Genomic DNA, 16,976 nt, shown 5'->3' on the forward strand with positions numbered 1-16,976 from the left:
GATGACCGAGCGTCGACTCTCCGGCGTCGGCGCGACGCCGCTGTCGGGCGTCGGCACCGCCGTCTGGTACGCGCCCGACGCCGGACTCGGGCCGCCGCCGGACCCGGAGACGATCGACGCTGACGTCGAGCGCGAGCGGTTCGAGACGGCGCGCGACGCGGCACGCGAGGAGATCCGCGCCGAACGCGAGCGCACCGCAGCGCGCCTGGGCGAGGCGGAAGCCGAGGTGTTCGACGCCCACGTCCAGTTCCTCGACGATCCGCAGATCACCGAGGGCGTCGAAGCCGCGATCGACGACGGACTCCCGGCCGAGCACGCGGTCGATCGTACCTTCGAGCAGTTCATCGAGCAGTTCGAGGGGATGGAGGGGCGAGTGGCCGAGCGCGCAGACGACCTCCGCGACGTCAGGGGTCGACTCGTGCGCGCGCTCGGCGGCGGCGAACGCGCCGACCTCGGGTCACTGCCGGAAGGCAGCGTCGTCCTCGCTGAGCGCTTGACGCCGAGCGACACCGCACAGCTCGATCCCGATCGCGTCGCCGGCTTCGCCACCGTCACCGGCGGGCGGACGTCCCACGCCGCGATATTCGCGCGCTCGCTCGCCCTGCCGGCGATCGTCGGCGTCGGCACAGCGCTACGGGCCGTCGCGGACGGGGTCGACGTCGTCGTCGACGGCCGTGACGGCACCCTCCTGATCGACCCCGACGAGGAGACTCGCCGGACGACCGCGGGCGAGGAAGCCGTCGAGGTCCGCGGCGGTACTGTCGAGACGGCGGACGGAGCGCCCATCGAGGTCGCCGCGAACGTCGGCACGGAGGCAGACCTGGCCTCGGCGGCCGAGCGCGGCGCCGACGGGATCGGGCTGTTCCGAACGGAGTTCCTCTTTCTCGACCGGGAGTCGCCGCCGGGCGAAGACGAGCAATACGAGACGTACCGTGCGGCGCTGGAGACGTTCCCCGACGGACGCGTCGTCGTGCGGACGCTCGACGTCGGCGGCGACAAGCCCGTCGCGTACCTGGAACTGCCCGACGAGGAGAACCCGTTCCTCGGCGAGCGCGGTATCCGGCGGTCGCTCGGTCCCGACGCAGATCTCTTCGAGACGCAACTGCGCGCACTCCTGCGTGCGGCGGGCGCGGAGGCGGGCGGACAGCTGTCGGTGATGCTCCCGCTCGTCGCCACTGTCGACGAAGTTCGCGAGGCGCGCGAGACGATGGAGTCGGTCGCGGCCGACCTCGAATCCGAGGGCGTCGCCTACGCACTCCCGGAGTTCGGCGTGATGATCGAGACGCCCGCGACGGCGTTTCTCGCCGACGCACTCGTCGAGCACGTGGACTTCTTCAGCATCGGCACGAACGACCTCGTGCAGTACGTGATGGCCGCAGAGCGCGGCAACGACCGGGTGGCAGCGCTGGGCGATTACCGCCAGCCCGCGGTGCTCCGTGCGATCCAGACGACAGTCGCGGCGGCCCAGGGGACCGACGTCTGGGTCGGGATGTGCGGCGAGATGGCCGGCGACCCCGACGTGACGGAACTGCTCGTCGGCCTCGGGCTCGACGAACTGAGTATGAGCGCGGTCGCAGTGCCACAAGTCAAGCGAGCCGTGAGCGAGACGACAGTCTCTGAGGCGCGCGAACTCGCAGCGCGCGCGCTTGCGGCCAGCACGAAACGTGAAGTCGACTGTCTGCTAACGGAGACCACACGATGAACGTCGTCGCAGTCACGTCCTGTCCGACCGGGATCGCCCACTGTCAGATGGCGGCCGAGAGCCTCGAACGGACGGGCGAGCGGCTCGGCCACGAGATCAAAGTCGAGATCCAGGGCGCGGTTGGCACCCAGAACGAGCTCACAGCCGCAGCGATCGACGACGCGGACGCAGTCATCATCGCCGCCGACACGGCAGTCAGTCGCGACCGCTTCGAGGGCAAACCGCTCGTGGGGGCATCGGTGAAAGACGGCGTCAACGATCCCGAGGGCCTCTTCGAGCACGCGGTCGACCTCGCGGAGGCGGACGAGACCAGAACCATCGAAGTCGGTGGGGGCAGCGGGGGCGAGTCGGACGCGGGTGCCGGCGCGAACGGAGCGACGGCAGGTACAGCGAGCGACGCCACCGAGGGCGATTCGTGTCGCCGCAGTGACGACCCCGGGCAAGGTCTCTTGGCGCGGATCAAGAGGCTGTTCTCCTGATCCGGTCGCTGTTCGCCGGTACGGATACCGCCGCGTCGACTGTGCGCCGGTACGGATGCCGCTGTCCCGAGGTCACGACCCACCTGTGACAACGTCTCGTTTACGCCCCGTTCGTTCGCTATTCGATCAGCCGACGGGTTCCGGGAGGAACGGTTCGGGGTCGTCGTGGACGAACGTCACGGTGTCGTCGTTCAGCCGACGGCAGAAGAGCCGCATCGCCCCCGTCTCCCGGATCGACTCGACGGTGTCGGTAGCTCCCGGATCGTAGTAAGCGGGGACGAAGACGGCAGTCTCGGTTTCGGGGTCTCGCTCGGCGACGAGCAGATACATCAGTCCGTCGCCCGCAGCGCGGAACACCTCGACGTCACGGAACGATCTGCGTTCGACGAGGCGTTCGAGTTCCTCGAACTCGGGGCCAGGGAGGAGAACGTCGATGCCCGTCCGGCGCTCGGAGTCGACGAGGACCGAGTCACCGGGGTGGAGTTCGAGCGTCGTCCACCCGCGGTCCCGGTATTCGGCCGCGGTCGCCTCCATATCCTCGATCACTGCCGGCCAGCCTTCCTGTGCGTGTACGTTCGGAGGGGCGTCGTCTGCGGGCGGTTCGGTCATACGGGCACGCGTTCCGGTAGCGACATAAATCGTTCCCCGCTCCCCAAGATATTTCTCCTGGAAGTGCACTATGGGATAAAGTGACAAACCTCCTCTCGCTCTCGAACCTCCGGACCCAGTTCAGAACAGAACGGGGTGCGGTCAAAGCCGTCGACGGGATCGACCTCACGATCGAGGCCGGCGAGACCGTCGGCCTCGTCGGCGAGTCAGGGTCCGGCAAGAGCGTCACCGCCCTGTCCGCGATGGACCTCGTCGACGACCCGGGCGAGATCGTCGGCGGTCGCATTACCCTCCGCGATACGGCCCTGGCCACCAGGCTCCTCGCGGAGTTCGGCAACGCGTTCGTCCCGTATCCCTCCGAACTGATCGATGCGGTCGCGGCCATCAGTAGCGACCTCCGCGCCGGCACGCACGTCCGCGACACGTCGGCAGAACTCCGGGCGATAGCCGACGACCTCGACGGCGAATCGGACCCGGCCGACCTCGCGTCCGACCTCCGAACGGCCGCCGATCGGCTCGACGACCGGACTGCCGCCGAAGCCGTCGGTGACGAACTCGGCGCGGCGGTCGACGACGCCGCCGACGGGTTCGTCTACGTCGACGACGACGCCCGGGCCCGAATCCGCGACGGCGCGAACCCGAACGACGTCGAAATCTCAGATGGCGTCGTCGACGTGACGGCCGCCCCCGAGGCAGCCGTCCGGCGCATCCGCGGCGGCGAGATGGGGATGATCTTCCAGGACCCGATGACCTCGCTGAACCCGGCGATTCCCGTCGGCGAGCAGATCGCCGAGTCGCTACGACTCCACCGATACGGCGGCCAAAAGCGGGACTCCTGGCTCAACGGCATCCGCGAGATCCTCCCGAAGGTCGGGGGGCGTGACGGCGACAACGAGGTGATGGAGGAGGTCCTCAGAATGCTCCAGGCGGTCGGAATCCCGGAGGCGAAACAGCGACTGAACGACTATCCACACGAGTTCTCCGGCGGGATGCGCCAGCGGGTGCTCGTCGCGATCGCGCTCGCCTGCCGGCCGAACCTCCTCATCGCCGACGAACCCACGACCGCCCTCGACGTGACGATCCAGGCGCAGATCCTCGACCTCATCGACGACCTCCAGACGGACTTCGGGATGTCCGTCCTGATGATCACCCACGACCTCGGCGTCGTGGCCGAGACCTGCGACCGCGTCGCCGTGATGTACGCCGGCGAGATCGTCGAGGAGGGCCCCGTCGAGGAAATCTTCCACAATCCGAGCCATCCCTACACCTACACCCTGCTGGAGTCCGTCCCGACCGAGGAAAAAGAGCGGCTGACCCCGATCGAGGGGAACGTCCCCGACCTGATCGATATGCCCGAGGGCTGCCATTTCGCGCCTCGATGCCCGTGGGCCGAAGACCAGTGTCTCGAAGGCGAAATCCCCTATCTCCAGCACGGGCCGACCGACGTCGATCACCGATCGAAGTGTGTCCACGAGGCGTTCGACAAGGCGGCGTACGGAACGGAGGGCGTCGAGGCCGGGACTGGGCCGGACATCGGCGAGACGCTCGTCGAGGTGACGGGTATGCGCAAGTACTACGAACAGGAGGACAGTCCCCTCGATCGCGTGTTGGGGAGCGGCGGCCCGAGCGTCAAGGCAGTCGACGGCGTCGACCTGAACGTCCGCGAGCGGGAGACCCTCGGACTCGTCGGCGAATCCGGCTGCGGAAAGTCCACCGCGGGGCGGGCGATCCTCTACCTGGACCCGCCGACGGACGGCACCGTCGTGTTCGCGGGCGACGACCTCGGGACGCTCTCGAAGTCCGAACTTCGGAAGCGCCGGAAGGATATGCAGATGGTGTTCCAGGATCCGATGTCGAGTCTGGATCCGCGGATGACGGCGGGCCAGACGATTATGGAACCGCTGAAGATCCATGGCCTCGCCGAGGGTCGCCGCCGCGAGCGGGTGTTCGAGTTGATGGAGGCGGTCGGACTCGAACGCGGACAGTACGGACGGTACCCGCACGAACTCTCCGGCGGCCAGCGCCAGCGGGTCGGGATCGCGCGGGCGCTCGCCGTCGATCCCGACTTCATCGTCGCCGACGAGCCGGTGTCGGCCCTGGACGTCTCGGTCCAGGCGCAGATCATCAACCTCCTCGAAGACCTCCAAGAGGAGTTCGGGCTCACGTACCTGTTCATCGCCCACGACCTGAGCGTCGTCAGGCACATCTCCGACCGAGTGGCCGTGATGTACCTCGGCGAGATCGTCGAGGTGGCCGAGACGGACGACCTGTTCGAGACGCCGAAGCATCCCTACACAAGGGCGCTGTTGTCGGCGATTCCGGAACCGGACCCGCTCGCAGACACCGGCGATCGCACGATCCTCAAGGGGGACGTCCCCTCGCCGATCAACCCGCCCTCGAACTGTCGGTTCCGGACCCGCTGTCCGTCGATCATCCCGCCGGACGACTTAGATATCGAGCAGGAGCGGTACCGCGAGGTGATGTTCTACCGGCAGCGGCTCGAAGCCGGCGACGTCGACCTCGACGCCATCGAGTCGGAGGTCCGCATCGAGGCCGAAACGACCCCGACCGCCGTCGCAGACGGTGGTGAACACGCGGCCCTGTTCGAGTACTTCTTCGACGGTCCGCTCTCGGGTGAGGCCGAAGCGGCGGTCACTGAGTCCTTCGAGCACCTCGAGAACGACCGCTGGGAGCAGGCCGAAGCGACGCTCCGGGACACCTTCGAGAGTATTTGTGAACGAAAACACCCGAAACTCGGGGAGAGCGACCACCCGGCTGCCTGTCACTTGCACGACGAAGAACCGGAGTAATTTTCTGTTTTTCCGCCAGTATTATTTATCTAGCAACATATTCCCTGAGGTATGGCCTCAAACACCGAGGACTCCTCGAGACGGGAGTTCCTGAAGCGGGCCGGCGGCGCGACGGTCGCAACGGCGTCGATCACCACGCTCGCCGGGTGCGGCGGCGGGAACGACGACACCGAGACCGAAACGGACGCCGGTGGCGACACCGGCGACGGCGACACTGAAACAGAGGGTGACACCGGCGATGGCGAGGGTGAGGAAACGACCAGGCTCCGGTATGGCCGCGGTGCCCACTCGAGTACCCTGGATCCGCAAAACACCACGAGCGGCGAGGTCGCGAAGGTGACGAATCAGGCCTACGATGGGCTGATCAGTTTCCAGGTCGGCGAGGCGTCTCTCACCGAGGGGCTCGCAACCGACTGGTCGATGGACGGCGAATCGGTGACGCTCACGCTGCGTGAGGGAGTGACGTTCCACGACGGATCGGACTTCACCGCCGACGACTTCATCGCCACGTACCGCCGGTTCGTCGACGAGGACTACGAGTACTACTTCGAGGACGCCTCGGTGTACGGTCCGTTCACGCTGGGGAACTGGATCGAGAGCGTCGAAGCAGCGGGCGATTACGAACTCTCGATCACCCTGACCCAGACGTACGCGCCGTTCCTCCGCAACCTCGCGATGTTCGCGGCCGTCGTCATCTCCCAGGAGGCGATCGAAGGCGACACCAACCTCGGCGAAGAGATGGTCGGCACCGGACCGTTCCAGTTGGAGACGCTCGACGACGCCAACAACCGCATCCGCCTCACTGCCTTCGACGACTACTGGGGCGACGGTCCGAACGTCGACGAGGTACTGTTCCTGACCCGCGGGCAGAACTCCACGCGGGCGCAGGCGCTCGTCGAACAGGAACTCGACATCATCGACGGTCTCGACCCCGACAGTATGCAGATCATCGAGGGGTCCGACACCGCCGAGAACCGGACGGCGACCGGGATCAACATCGGGTATATGGCGTTCAACCTCTCGCGTGTCGAGGCGTTCCGCGACCGGCGCGTCCGCCGGGCGATCAGCTACGCGATCGACACGCAGGCGATCGTCGAGAACATCTACTCGGGGATCGCCACGCAGGCCGACCAGCCGATCCCACCCGCACTGTTCGGCCACAACGACGACATCAGCCCCTACGAACACGACCCCGAACAGGCCCAGAGCCTCCTCGACGAGGCCGGCTACGGCGACGGGTTCTCCTTTACGCTGACGACCTTCCAGAACCCCCGTGGCTACAACCCCGCACCGCTCCCGACCGCACAGACGATCAGAACGAACCTCGCGGAGATCGGTATCGAGATGTCGATCGACGACCGGCAGTTCTCGGATTACCTCACCTACACCAGTCAGGGGCGCCACGACGCGACGCTCGCGGGCTGGTACACCGACAACGCCGACCCGGACAACTTCTGTTACGTCCTCTTGCACCCGCAAGTCGAGGTGCCCGACGGACAGGACTGGGTCGCCTGGGACACCGAGGGCTACAACACCTCGAACAACGCCGCGTGGGCGAACACCGAGTATATGGACCTCGTCGAGCAGGCCCAGCGGACCACGAATCAGGACGAGCGAGCACAGTTGTACAGCGAGGCCGCACAACTCGCACACGACGAAGCCCCCTGGGTGTTCATCGACTACGCCGACGAGGTCCGCGGCGTCGCTAACGCCGTGAGCAACTACACCGTCGCTGCGATCGGCGGCCCATTCCTCGAAGTTGTCGAGGTCGAATAACGAGTACCGTCTCATTCAGTATCTCACTCACCGCGCCCCAGAATGGTCTCGAATCGATTCGTCCTGAAACGGCTGCTTCTCTTGTTCCCCGTGCTGTTCGGGGTCGCGACCGTCGTCTTCGCCATCCTTCATCTCTCGCCCGGCGATCCGGCCGTGGTCATCGCCGGCGACAGAGCGAGCCAGGAGTTCGTCGAGCAGATCCGCTCGGATCTCGGACTCGACGACCCGCTGTGGCAGCAGTACGTCCGATTCCTCGGCGACGTCGCGACGTTCGACTTCGGTCAGTCCTACCAGGTGAATCGCGGCACGCCGGTGAGCCAGATCCTCGTCGACCGGCTCCCGATCACGATCGAACTCGCGCTGCTCGGGCAGTTTGCGGGGCTCCTGTTCGGGCTCCCGCTGGGCATCCTCAGTGCCGTCAAGCAGGATACCTGGACCGATCACCTCACCCGTGTCGGCGCGCTCAGCGGGATCAGCGTGCCGATCTACTGGAGCGGCCCGCTTTTGATCCTGCTCTTCGCGCAGTTTCTCGGGATCTTGCCGACCAGCGGCCGGATCGGCTCGGAGTACTTCATCGAACCGGCCACGGGGTTGATCCTCGTCGACACGCTGTTAGCCGGGAACGTCCCGGCGTTCCAGTCTGCGGTCGTGCACCTGCTCCTGCCGGTGGTTGTGCTGGGTATCTACCAGATGGCCCTGCTCTCGCGGATGATGCGCTCGTCGATGGTCGAGGTGATCCGTCAGGACTACATACGGACTGCCCGGGCGAAGGGCCAAGGGTCGAAGATCACCGTGATGAAACACGGCCTCCGTAACGCGTTCATCCCCGTCATCACCGTCATCGGCATCCAGTTCGGCTCGCTCCTCGGCGGCGCCGTCCTCACCGAGACCGTCTTCGAGATCAACGGCATCGGCACGCTCCTGGTGGACGCGATCAGCCGCAGCGACTACCCCGTCGTGCAGGGAACCGTCTTGGTCTTCGCCGTGCTGTACACGCTGGTCAACCTGGCGGTCGACATCACGTACTCGGTCCTCGATCCCCGCATCGAACAATGAGCACAGAAACACAGACCGGAACCGTCGATCGAAGCATCGTCGAGCGCCTGCGCGCGAGTCCGTTCCTCTCGCAACTCTTCTCGAACCGGCTCGCAGTCACCGGGCTCGTCGTCATCGCCGTCGTCGTCGTGGTCGCGATCTACGCGCGGTTCACCTACGACCTCAGCAATCTGATGGCGACGCAGTTCGGCACCAACCCCTCGGAGGCCGCTCCCAGTATCGAGTACCCGTTCGGCACGGACGGACAGGCTCGTGACATCTTCCCGCGGGTGCTGTACGGCGCGTGGTACGCCGTCCTCTACGGAACCGTCACCGTCGCGGCCTCGACGTTCCTCGGCGTCGGCCTGGGCATCGTCGCGGCGTACTACGGCGACCTCACGGACAACGTCATTATGCGGACGATGGACGTCCTACTGTCGTTCCCGTCGCTCCTGCTGGCGCTCGCGCTCGTCACGATCTTCCCCGAGGAGTTGGGCCTGTGGCGTGCAGTCGGCGCGCTGACGCTCGTCTACACGCCCCGGTTCGCCCGCGTCGTCCGCGGCGCGGCCCTGAAAGTACTCGAAGACGAGTACACCGACGCGACGAAGGCGCTCGGCGCGACCGACCCGCGACTGCTCGTCCGGCACATTCTGCCGAACTGCCTCGCGCCGATCACCGTCCAGTCGACGCTCAACTACGGCCTCGCCATCATCGACATCGCCGCGCTCTCGTTCCTCGGCTTCGGCGCCAGTCCCGGCGAGCCGACCTGGGGGATGATGCTCTCGAACGGCGTCGAATTCGGGCTGTTCTCCGGGGCGTGGTGGTGGTCGTTCTTCCCCGGCCTGCTGCTCGCGCTGACGGTGCTCGGGTTCAACCTCCTCGGCGACGGGATGCGCGACGCGCTCGACCCGCGGATGCGGGAGACCGTTGACTGAGATCGACGTCCGACCGTTCGGTCGCGCGGTCACGCGGTGGGTTGGCGTCGGCGCGTTCGTCGGCGCTGTCGTCGCGGCTGCACTTCTCTCGGTTGCCGGGGCCAAAGCCGCGACCGACGCGTCCTTCGCACTCGGCACGCTGGTGCTCGGATTCGGGGTCGCGACGTGGGCCGGGACGGTCGGCTTCGGCGAGTCGATGACGGCGGTGCAGGATCACCTCGGCGGCGAGTCGGGGTGGAATCAGGGCGGGGCCCGACAGGCGTTCGCCGTGCTGACCTGGATCGGCGTCGGCTGGTCGGCCGCCGCCGTCGTGGCCTCGATCCTGCTCGTCGGCCTGTGAGCTGGCCTGTCGCCGTCGCTGACGAGTGAGACGTTGGGCACGACCGGACAGTGACCGGGCGCTTAAGTTTCCCCACGGCGTGGTCTCGGGTATGCCACAGGTGCACCTCGACGAGGAGACGGTCGCGCGATTGGACTCGCTCCGTCAGGAAGACGAAGACTACGACGAAATTGTCAGCGAGCTCATCAACATCTACGAAGCCGAGGAACTGACGCTGTTCCGTACCGGCGACGAAATCTGATCTCCGCCTCAGTGGGCTGTCGTCGCAGCCCCGACCCCACTCTCCGGGTTCTTTTTCGCGTTATTGCTGGCGGCAGCGCTCGTGATCGATCGGCGAGCAGCGACTACGGCAAGTTCGCGGATCTAACAGAGGCGGTAGCGCTCGGCGTCCTGGTCTATCAGGCCGCGTTCACACAGCGTCGAAAGAATACTGTACAGCGAAATCTTCTTCATCTCCAGACTGGATTCGAGTTCGGAAATCGTCGCTTCCCCATACGTCGACAGGAATAGATAGACGAGTTTCGCGCGCGGCGATTCGAGCTCGGACGGAATCGTCGGCGCTTCGAGCCCTGCTGTCGGTCGTGTGTGCATCGTGCCCTGCATCGTTGTTGTCTACTCCTTGGATTCGACGATAATAAAACCCATCCACGACGATTGTCGAACAGCCTCGATTCGAGAAATAGCGCTAGAGCGCCTCTCAGACTCGTTTTGTGAAATGTGGGCGAATGTTCATTTCTTTTTCGCCGCCGATCGTCGCCGTTTTTTTCGACTGGTGACGATATCGGCGCGGCCGAGTGGCCAGGTCGCGTCTCGGTACAGAAGTGGAAGGGGCGGGAGTCGAACCACGCGAAGCCGTAAGCCGGCGCGACCGTCTGACGGTCACTGCCGGATTGCTCTACCACTGAGCCACCCTTCCGATCGAAACGTACGCGACGCTGTCGTATATGGATGACGGCACCTTCGTCCGAGCAGAAAAAACGGCGGTGGAACGCCGTTCAGTAGCTCCGGATCTTCGGCTCGTAGCGCTTCTCGTCGCCTTCCAGCAGCACCGGCTTGTACCACAGTTCCGGCGACCCGTCGTTCCACGAGAGCATCGTATGCTTCAGCCAGTTCTCGTCGTCGCGCTCCTGGTACTCCTTCCGCCAGTGCGCACCACGGAACTCGTCGCGCGCCAGCGCACCGAGCGTGATAGCTTCGGCGATGTCGATGATGTTGCGGGTCTCGATAGTGTGCAGCAGGTCGGTGTTGAACGTCCGCGATTGGTCCGCGACGCCGACGTTCTGGTACGCTTCGCGGGCGTCACGGATGTCGCGGAGCGCCTGCTTGAGGCCGTCCTCCTCTCGGAAGACGTTGACGTGCTGGGTCATCGACTCCTGGACGTCCGAACGGATCTCCGAGTGGTTGCGGCCGTCGTTCTCCAGGAGCGCGTCGACGCGCCGGTCCGTGCGCTCGGTCGCGCGCGCGACGAGTTCGTCAGGCGAGAGACCAGAGCCCTCGGCGGCCGCACCGCCGTCCGCGACGGCGTCGGCGCCGGAGATACCAGCCTCGCCGGGAGCGACTGGCGTCTCGACGTCGCCGGACTCCCACTCACCGCGCTTGCCGGTGGTGATCTCGGCCTCGCCGAGATCGCGACCCGCGGCGTGGTGACCCGCGCGCGCGCCGAAGACGATGAGTTCCGGCAGCGCGTTCCCGCCCAGACGGTTCGAGCCGTGGACGGACGCACACGCGCACTCGCCGGCGGCGTAGAGCCCCCCGATACACGTCTCTCCGTTCTCGTCGGTCTCGATGCCGCCCATCGCGTAGTGTTGGCCGGGCTTGACTGGCATCGGTTCTTCGAGCGCGTCGACGCCCTCGAAGTCCTTGGCCAAGTGGAGAATGTTCTCGAGGCGGTCGGTGATACGCTCCTCGCCGAGGTGGCGCATATCGAGGTGGACGTACTCGTCCTCGATGCCGCGTCCCTCGTTCACTTCGCTCAGTTCGGCGCGAGCGACGACGTCGCGTGAGGCGAGTTCGCCGTCGTTGCTGGCGTACCCGTACTCGAACATGAAGCGCTCGCCCTCGGAGTTGTAGAGGATCCCACCCTCGCCGCGAACCCCCTCGGAGATGAGCACGCCCGTGCTGGGCAGGCTCGTCGGGTGGAACTGGATGAACTCCATGTCCTCGATCGGGACGCCGGCGCGATAGGCCATCGCGACGCCGTCGCCGGTGTTCGCGACGGCGTTGGTGGTGTGATCGAAGACCTGGCCGAGGCCGCCGGTCGCGAGGATGACGCCGTCGCGGGCACGGAAGCCCTCGATGTTTCCGGACTGGATGTCGTAGCCGACGACGCCGTGGCAGGTCCGGTCTTCGGGGTCGTCCTCGTCGCTGACGGCCAGATCGAGGACGTACCACTCGTCGTAGACCTCGATGCCGCGCTTGACGAGCTGTTCGTACATCGTGTGCAGGAGCTGATGTCCCGTCTCCGCGCCGGCGTAGGTCGTCCGCGGGAACGAGAGGCCGCCGAACGGACGCTGAGAGACGCGACCGTCTTCCTCTCGGGAGAAGGCCATCCCCCAGTGTTCGAGTTGGATGACCTCCTCGGGACTGTCCTGTGCAAGGGTCTCGATGGCCGGCGCGTCGCCGAGGTAGTCCGACCCCTTCATCGTGTCGTAGGCGTGGTCCTCCCAGGAGTCGGCCTCGCGGAGCGCCGCGTTGATGCCGCCCTCGGCGGCCCCGGTGTGGCTCCGAACCGGGTGCAGTTTCGAGACGATGGCCACGTCGGCCCCTTCTTCCTGTGCCGCGATGGCCGCGCGAAGGCCCGCGCCTCCCGCGCCCACCACGATGACGTCGTGTTCGTGCATAATGTATGATTGCTGAATTGCGTTGGTCTCGTGTTCGTCGCGTGAATTGCGGTTACGTACTCCTCAGGTCTACCAGAACTTGAGGTTGTTCTTGACCGCTTCGCGCTTGAGTTCCTGGATGTGCTCGGTCAGCGGGATGTCCTTCGGACAGACCTCCGTACAGGAGAACTGGGTCTGACACCGCCAGACGCCGTGTTCCTGTTCGAGGATTTCGAGCCGCTGTTGCTTCATATCCTCGCCCTCGCGCTCGTCCATCGTGAAGCGATACGCCTTGTTGAGCGCTGCCGGGCCGAGATACTGGTTGTCGCCCGCGGCGATGTTACACGAGGACATACACGCGCCACACCAGATACAGCGCGTGGACATCTTCACCTTCTCGCGGTTCTCACGCGTCTGGCGCTGCTCTTCGAGTTCGCCCTCCGGAAGCTCGTTCGTCTGGAAGTACGGCTCGACGGCCTCCATCTGGTCGTAGAAGTGCTCCATATCCACGACGAGGTCCTTGACGACCTCGGCGTGCGGGAGCGGTTCGATGCGGACCGGCTCTTCGAGGTCCGAGAGCTGCGTCTTACAGCAGAGTCGCTGGGAACCGTTGACGAACATCGCGTCCGAGCCACAGATCGCCTGTCGGCAGGAGTGCCGGAACGTGAGGCTCGAATCGTACGTGTCGCGCGCGTACATCAGCGCGTCGAGGACGGTCATCCCCTTGTGGTAGGGGACGTGGAAGTCGTCGAAGCGCGGCTCTTTCTTGCCCGCGATCTCGGGATCGTAGCGGAACACCTTCAGATGGTAGGTGTCCTCTTCCTCGAGCGCTTTCTCGGCCTCTTCGGCCTGGCGCTGGCGCTCTTTCTCTTCGGCGCGCTGTCGCTTCTTCTCCAGCCGGCGTTCCTGTGCTGCAGACGTCGGTTCGGCCTCGGCGGCGGACGATTCTTCTTCGACCTGTTCGGGAAGTTGCGTGCTCATTGTACTGTGACGCTTAGAGTGGGACGCCTCCGGCCCACGCGAGTGCGGTTCGGACGCCCTGCACGATCACGACGGCGCTCGCGACGCCGAGGACCAGTTTCGCGGCGGTCTTGCGGGTCCCGGTGAGGCCCTGATTGATGAGGGCGTTGTAGACGCCGTTGACGCCGTGGAACGTCGCCGTCAGGAGGAACAAGATCATGAGCGAGAAGTACGTCAGCTCCTGCATCCGCCCCTGCGACATCGCGAAGGTGACTTCGTCGGCGTGGTGGACGAAGTGCAGGAGGAAGAAGTGGAACGCGAGGACGACCACGAGGAACGCGGCCGTGATGCGCTGCCAGAGCCACCGGCGTCCACCGGCCTGGAACGAGGAGTAGCGCTCGGCCATCAGCCGAACACCCCCGCGAGGAACGTCGGAACGCTCGCGACGACGATCGCACCCGTCAGGAGCAGCGACGCGTAGAAGCTCTTGTCCTGAGATTCCAGGCCAACGCCGAGGTCGACGAACAGTAGCCGGAGACCGTTGAGGATGTGGAAGACGGCCACTGCGAGCAATCCGACCTCCAGGATGCGGACGACCAACAATCCCTCGAGCGTCTGGATCGTCGTCGTGTACGCATCCGGGCTCTGCAGTGCCGTCGAGAGGACGGCGATGTGGGTAAATAGGTACCCCACGAGCACCCAACCCGTGAACTTGTGGAACACCCAGGCCCACATTCCCGCTGAGAACTCCCGCCAGCGGCCGAAGTCCTCGATGAGGCCCCGATTGTAAGACTGACTCATACTCTTGTGAGATTCAGGACGGACCCACTATAGAACTTACGTGTACGGGTCGAGAGCCATTCGCTGGAACTATTTGCCAACGCGTGTTCAGCGGCGAAATTGGCGGGTCGAGACCGCCTCGAAGCTACCGCGAACCGGCCGACTGCTCCCGTTCGACGACCCGGCGAACGTCTTCGTCGAGTTCGACGAGGTGACAGAGCGGATTGCCGGGATAGACCACGGGGTTCTCCAGCACGCCGACGAGCAGGCCGGTGAAGGGGGCTTCGACAGCGATGTTGTCACTCTTGAACGGATCGGTGAGCGTGCAGATGCGTTCGCCCTCGTGGACAAGCGAGCCGCGCTCGTAGTGCATATCGACGATGCCACCGGCGTCGGCGCGGATCCACGTCTTCTCGCTCGCGCTGTCGATGACAGTGCGCCAGCCGGGCCAGCGGACCGAGCCGGCCTCCCGGAGTTCGTACTCGGCAAAGACGCTCTTGACGCCCGCGAGCGCGTCGTCGATGAGCCCGCGCTGGAACCGGTGGGCTTCGCCCATCTCGATCGTGACGGTCGGAATACCGACCCGCGTCGCTTCGGTTCGGAGGACGCCGTCACTCCCCTCGGAGTCGATGATCACGTTCGTGCCGAAGGACCGGGCCAGTCGGGCGACGTCGTCGTCGGACATATCGGCTCTGACGTGGAGCATATTCGTCCGCCCGCGCGTAGAGGTGTGGAAGTCGAGCCCGAAGTCACAGGGCGCGACGAAGTTGTCGAAGATGCGCGCGGCCATCCGCTTCGCGCTCGTCGAGTCCTCGTGGCCGGGGAACGATCGGTTCAGGTCGCGGTCGTAGATGGGGAGATAGCGCTGCTGAGCGAGGAACGCAGGGACGTTCAGCACCGGGAGACAGACGAGCGTCCCGGCGAGATCCGAGAGGTCCCACTCGTGAGCGACCTCACGGACGACCTCGATACCGTTGAGCTCGTCGCCGTGCGCGGCCGCAGACAGGAACACGGTCGGCCCCTCTCGCTCGCCGTTGATGATAGTGACCGGAATGCGGACCGGGTCCCCGAGATACGTCTCGCTGATCCCGTAGCGGAGGTTCTGCCGCTCTCCTGGATCGACCTTCCCGCCGTTGTACGTGAAGGTCCCGTCGGTGCTCATACTCGCCGTGGACGGGCCGGGGGGATAAACGCTCGCACCGACTCCCGTGCTCGCACCCGCGCTGACCCCGAAGTGTGAAACGGTCACACCAGCCGTTCTGAGTGCTGGATCGGCACCTCTTTGATTGTGTGGTTGAGTACGGAACAGTATGTCTTCCGACGGAGAGCAAGTTCGCGTAGGCGTCCTCTCGTTACACAACAGCAAGGAGACGAAGGCTATCCTCAACGCCGTCGACGATCTCGGCCACGAGGGTATCTGGTTACGCCGTGAGAACTCCGCGATCTCCATCGAAAACGGCGACGTCGCGATCGAACCGGAGGTCGACGTCGTCGCCAACCGTCTGCTGCTCTCGAACACCGAAGAACCGGCCGAACTGCTCGGCCTCGCGACGACGTTCGAGCGGATCCGTCCGATGCTGAACGAACCGGCATCGGTGCTCACCGCGATCCACAAGTTCGCAACTGCCGCGACGCTCGCGAACTGGAACATCAAGGTCCCCGACGCCCTGCTCGCACTCTCTAACGACCGCCTGAACAAGGGTCGCGACCGCTTCGGGGAGGTCGGCGTCTACAAGTCCGCCATCGGAACCCACGGCGGCGGCACCTGGAAGGTCGATCTCACCGAACCCGTGAACCCCAAGGTCGGCAACCGCCAGGCGTTCCTGCAGGACCTCATCGACCGTGACGAGACGCAACACCGCGACCTTCGCGTCTACATCGTCGACGACGAAGTCGTCGGCGCGATGTACCGCTACGCGCCGGAGGGCGAGTGGCGAACGAACGTCGCGCTCGGCGGCGACGTCGTCGACGCGACCGACGATATGCCACAGGAAGCGCGCGAGACGGCGTTGTACGCCGCCGAAGTAATGGAACTTGACTACGTCGGCGTCGACCTCATCGAAGGTGACGACGGCTGGTTCGTCCTCGAAGTCAACCCGACCGCCGGGTTCAAGGGCCTGCACAAAGCGACCGGCCGCAGTCCCGCGCCGTACATCGCGAAACTCGCGATCGAGCGCGTCGGCGGCGAAGTCGACGACGAGCGCGTCGAGGAACTGTCGGCGACGCTCGACGATTCCCGGCCCGCCGGGATGCCGCGCGTCAGTTCGGGCCCGGTCGGCGACCGACCGACGATCGGCTACATCGAGGAGGTCGTCGTCTCCGGTACCAGCGGGTCGACGCAGGCGAAAGCCAAGTCCGACACCGGCGCGACGCGGACGAGCATCGACACCTCGCTGGCCGCCGAGATCGGTGCCGGGCCGATCAAGAGTATGACGCGCGTGAAGTCCGGCTCGCTGAAGTCCGGTAAGGCACGCCCGGTCGTCGACCTCGTCATCGGGATCGGCGGCACCCAACACACCGTCACGGCGAGCATCGAGGACCGCTCGCATATGGATTACCCGCTGCTTCTCGGCCGCGACATCCTCCAGCACTACCAGGTCGACGTCACGCGCCGGACTGACGAACCCGGCCGTGACGACGAGGAGCGCGAAGAGGAGTACCTGGAGTAGACCTGCCCGTTTTCACCGGCTCTTAGCCACTATATCTCGCGTTCTGTCCGTTCGGCACCAAC

Annotated in this window: 16 protein-coding genes and 1 tRNA gene; 9 read left to right on the top strand and 8 right to left on the bottom strand. The window is 65.5% G+C overall.

All coding sequences use genetic code 11. The features are described from left to right. The first annotated feature begins 1 nt into the window (after position 1). Positions 2-1,702 carry a phosphoenolpyruvate--protein phosphotransferase gene (ptsP, locus tag D3D02_RS08105; RefSeq protein WP_121569464.1) on the top strand — a complete coding sequence of 567 codons (1,701 nt, stop codon included), beginning with the start codon at positions 2-4 and terminating at the stop codon, positions 1,700-1,702. Then, on the top strand, positions 1,699-2,181 hold the full coding sequence (locus D3D02_RS08110; RefSeq protein ID WP_121569465.1) for a PTS fructose transporter subunit IIB: 483 nt from the start codon (positions 1,699-1,701) through the stop codon (positions 2,179-2,181). Before ptsP ends, D3D02_RS08110 begins: the two co-directional genes overlap by 4 nt. 126 nt (positions 2,182-2,307) lie before the next feature. Here D3D02_RS08110 and D3D02_RS08115 read toward each other — a convergent pair whose 3' ends face one another. Next, on the bottom strand, positions 2,308-2,790 hold the full coding sequence (locus D3D02_RS08115) for a hypothetical protein (RefSeq protein WP_121569466.1): 483 nt from the start codon (positions 2,788-2,790) through the stop codon (positions 2,308-2,310). Positions 2,791-2,870: 80 nt separating this feature from the next. On the opposite strand from D3D02_RS08115, the gene D3D02_RS08120 reads away from it, so the two are divergent. The 6 genes from D3D02_RS08120 (at position 2,871) to D3D02_RS20885 (ending at position 9,927) form a co-directional block, all read left to right on the top strand. Further along, a complete protein-coding gene (locus D3D02_RS08120) occupies positions 2,871-5,600 on the top strand; it encodes an ABC transporter ATP-binding protein (protein ID WP_121569467.1) in 2,730 nt (909 codons plus the stop codon). A 51-nt stretch (positions 5,601-5,651) separates the two neighbouring features. Further along, positions 5,652-7,376 (top strand): ABC transporter substrate-binding protein, encoded by a 1,725-nt coding sequence (locus tag D3D02_RS08125; RefSeq protein ID WP_121569468.1) that lies wholly within the window; start codon positions 5,652-5,654, stop codon positions 7,374-7,376. Between the two features lie 42 nt (positions 7,377-7,418). Further along, positions 7,419-8,432: an ABC transporter permease gene (locus D3D02_RS08130; protein WP_121569469.1), complete on the top strand. Its 1,014-nt coding sequence runs from the start codon at positions 7,419-7,421 to the stop codon at positions 8,430-8,432. After that, positions 8,429-9,346 carry an ABC transporter permease gene (locus D3D02_RS08135; RefSeq protein ID WP_121569470.1) on the top strand — a complete coding sequence of 306 codons (918 nt, stop codon included), beginning with the start codon at positions 8,429-8,431 and terminating at the stop codon, positions 9,344-9,346. Before D3D02_RS08130 ends, D3D02_RS08135 begins: the two co-directional genes overlap by 4 nt. Continuing rightward, positions 9,339-9,686 (top strand): hypothetical protein, encoded by a 348-nt coding sequence (locus tag D3D02_RS08140; RefSeq protein WP_121569471.1) that lies wholly within the window; start codon positions 9,339-9,341, stop codon positions 9,684-9,686. Before D3D02_RS08135 ends, D3D02_RS08140 begins: the two co-directional genes overlap by 8 nt. A gap of 91 nt (positions 9,687-9,777) precedes the next feature. Beyond that, positions 9,778-9,927 carry a hypothetical protein gene (locus D3D02_RS20885; protein ID WP_199723034.1) on the top strand — a complete coding sequence of 50 codons (150 nt, stop codon included), beginning with the start codon at positions 9,778-9,780 and terminating at the stop codon, positions 9,925-9,927. A 122-nt stretch (positions 9,928-10,049) separates the two neighbouring features. Here D3D02_RS20885 and D3D02_RS08145 read toward each other — a convergent pair whose 3' ends face one another. The 7 genes from D3D02_RS08145 to D3D02_RS08175 form a co-directional block, all read right to left on the bottom strand. Then, complete coding sequence (locus D3D02_RS08145; RefSeq protein ID WP_121569472.1) at positions 10,050-10,289, bottom strand: helix-turn-helix domain-containing protein; 240 nt, start codon at positions 10,287-10,289, stop codon at positions 10,050-10,052. 219 nt (positions 10,290-10,508) lie between these two features. Continuing rightward, a tRNA-Leu gene (locus D3D02_RS08150) sits at positions 10,509-10,602 on the bottom strand. A 79-nt stretch (positions 10,603-10,681) separates the two neighbouring features. Then, entirely contained in the window at positions 10,682-12,526 is a 1,845-nt protein-coding gene (locus D3D02_RS08155; RefSeq protein ID WP_121569473.1) for an FAD-binding protein, read from the bottom strand. A 69-nt stretch (positions 12,527-12,595) separates the two neighbouring features. Then, complete coding sequence (locus D3D02_RS08160; RefSeq protein ID WP_121569474.1) at positions 12,596-13,486, bottom strand: succinate dehydrogenase/fumarate reductase iron-sulfur subunit; 891 nt, start codon at positions 13,484-13,486, stop codon at positions 12,596-12,598. Between the two features lie 13 nt (positions 13,487-13,499). Further along, positions 13,500-13,871: a succinate dehydrogenase gene (locus tag D3D02_RS08165; RefSeq protein WP_121569475.1), complete on the bottom strand. Its 372-nt coding sequence runs from the start codon at positions 13,869-13,871 to the stop codon at positions 13,500-13,502. Further along, positions 13,871-14,266, bottom strand: coding sequence for a succinate dehydrogenase, cytochrome b556 subunit (gene sdhC, locus D3D02_RS08170; protein ID WP_121569476.1), 396 nt, complete (start codon positions 14,264-14,266; stop codon positions 13,871-13,873). Before sdhC ends, D3D02_RS08165 begins: the two co-directional genes overlap by 1 nt. A gap of 124 nt (positions 14,267-14,390) precedes the next feature. Then, on the bottom strand, positions 14,391-15,407 hold the full coding sequence (locus tag D3D02_RS08175) for a succinylglutamate desuccinylase/aspartoacylase family protein (protein WP_121569477.1): 1,017 nt from the start codon (positions 15,405-15,407) through the stop codon (positions 14,391-14,393). A gap of 148 nt (positions 15,408-15,555) precedes the next feature. On the opposite strand from D3D02_RS08175, the gene D3D02_RS08180 reads away from it, so the two are divergent. Next, entirely contained in the window at positions 15,556-16,914 is a 1,359-nt protein-coding gene (locus D3D02_RS08180) for a RimK/LysX family protein (RefSeq protein WP_121569478.1), read from the top strand. Positions 16,915-16,976 lie beyond the last annotated feature (62 nt).

The organism is Halobellus sp. Atlit-38R (assembly GCF_003665925.1).
GTDB classification, from domain to species: domain Archaea; phylum Halobacteriota; class Halobacteria; order Halobacteriales; family Haloferacaceae; genus Haloquadratum; species Haloquadratum inordinatus.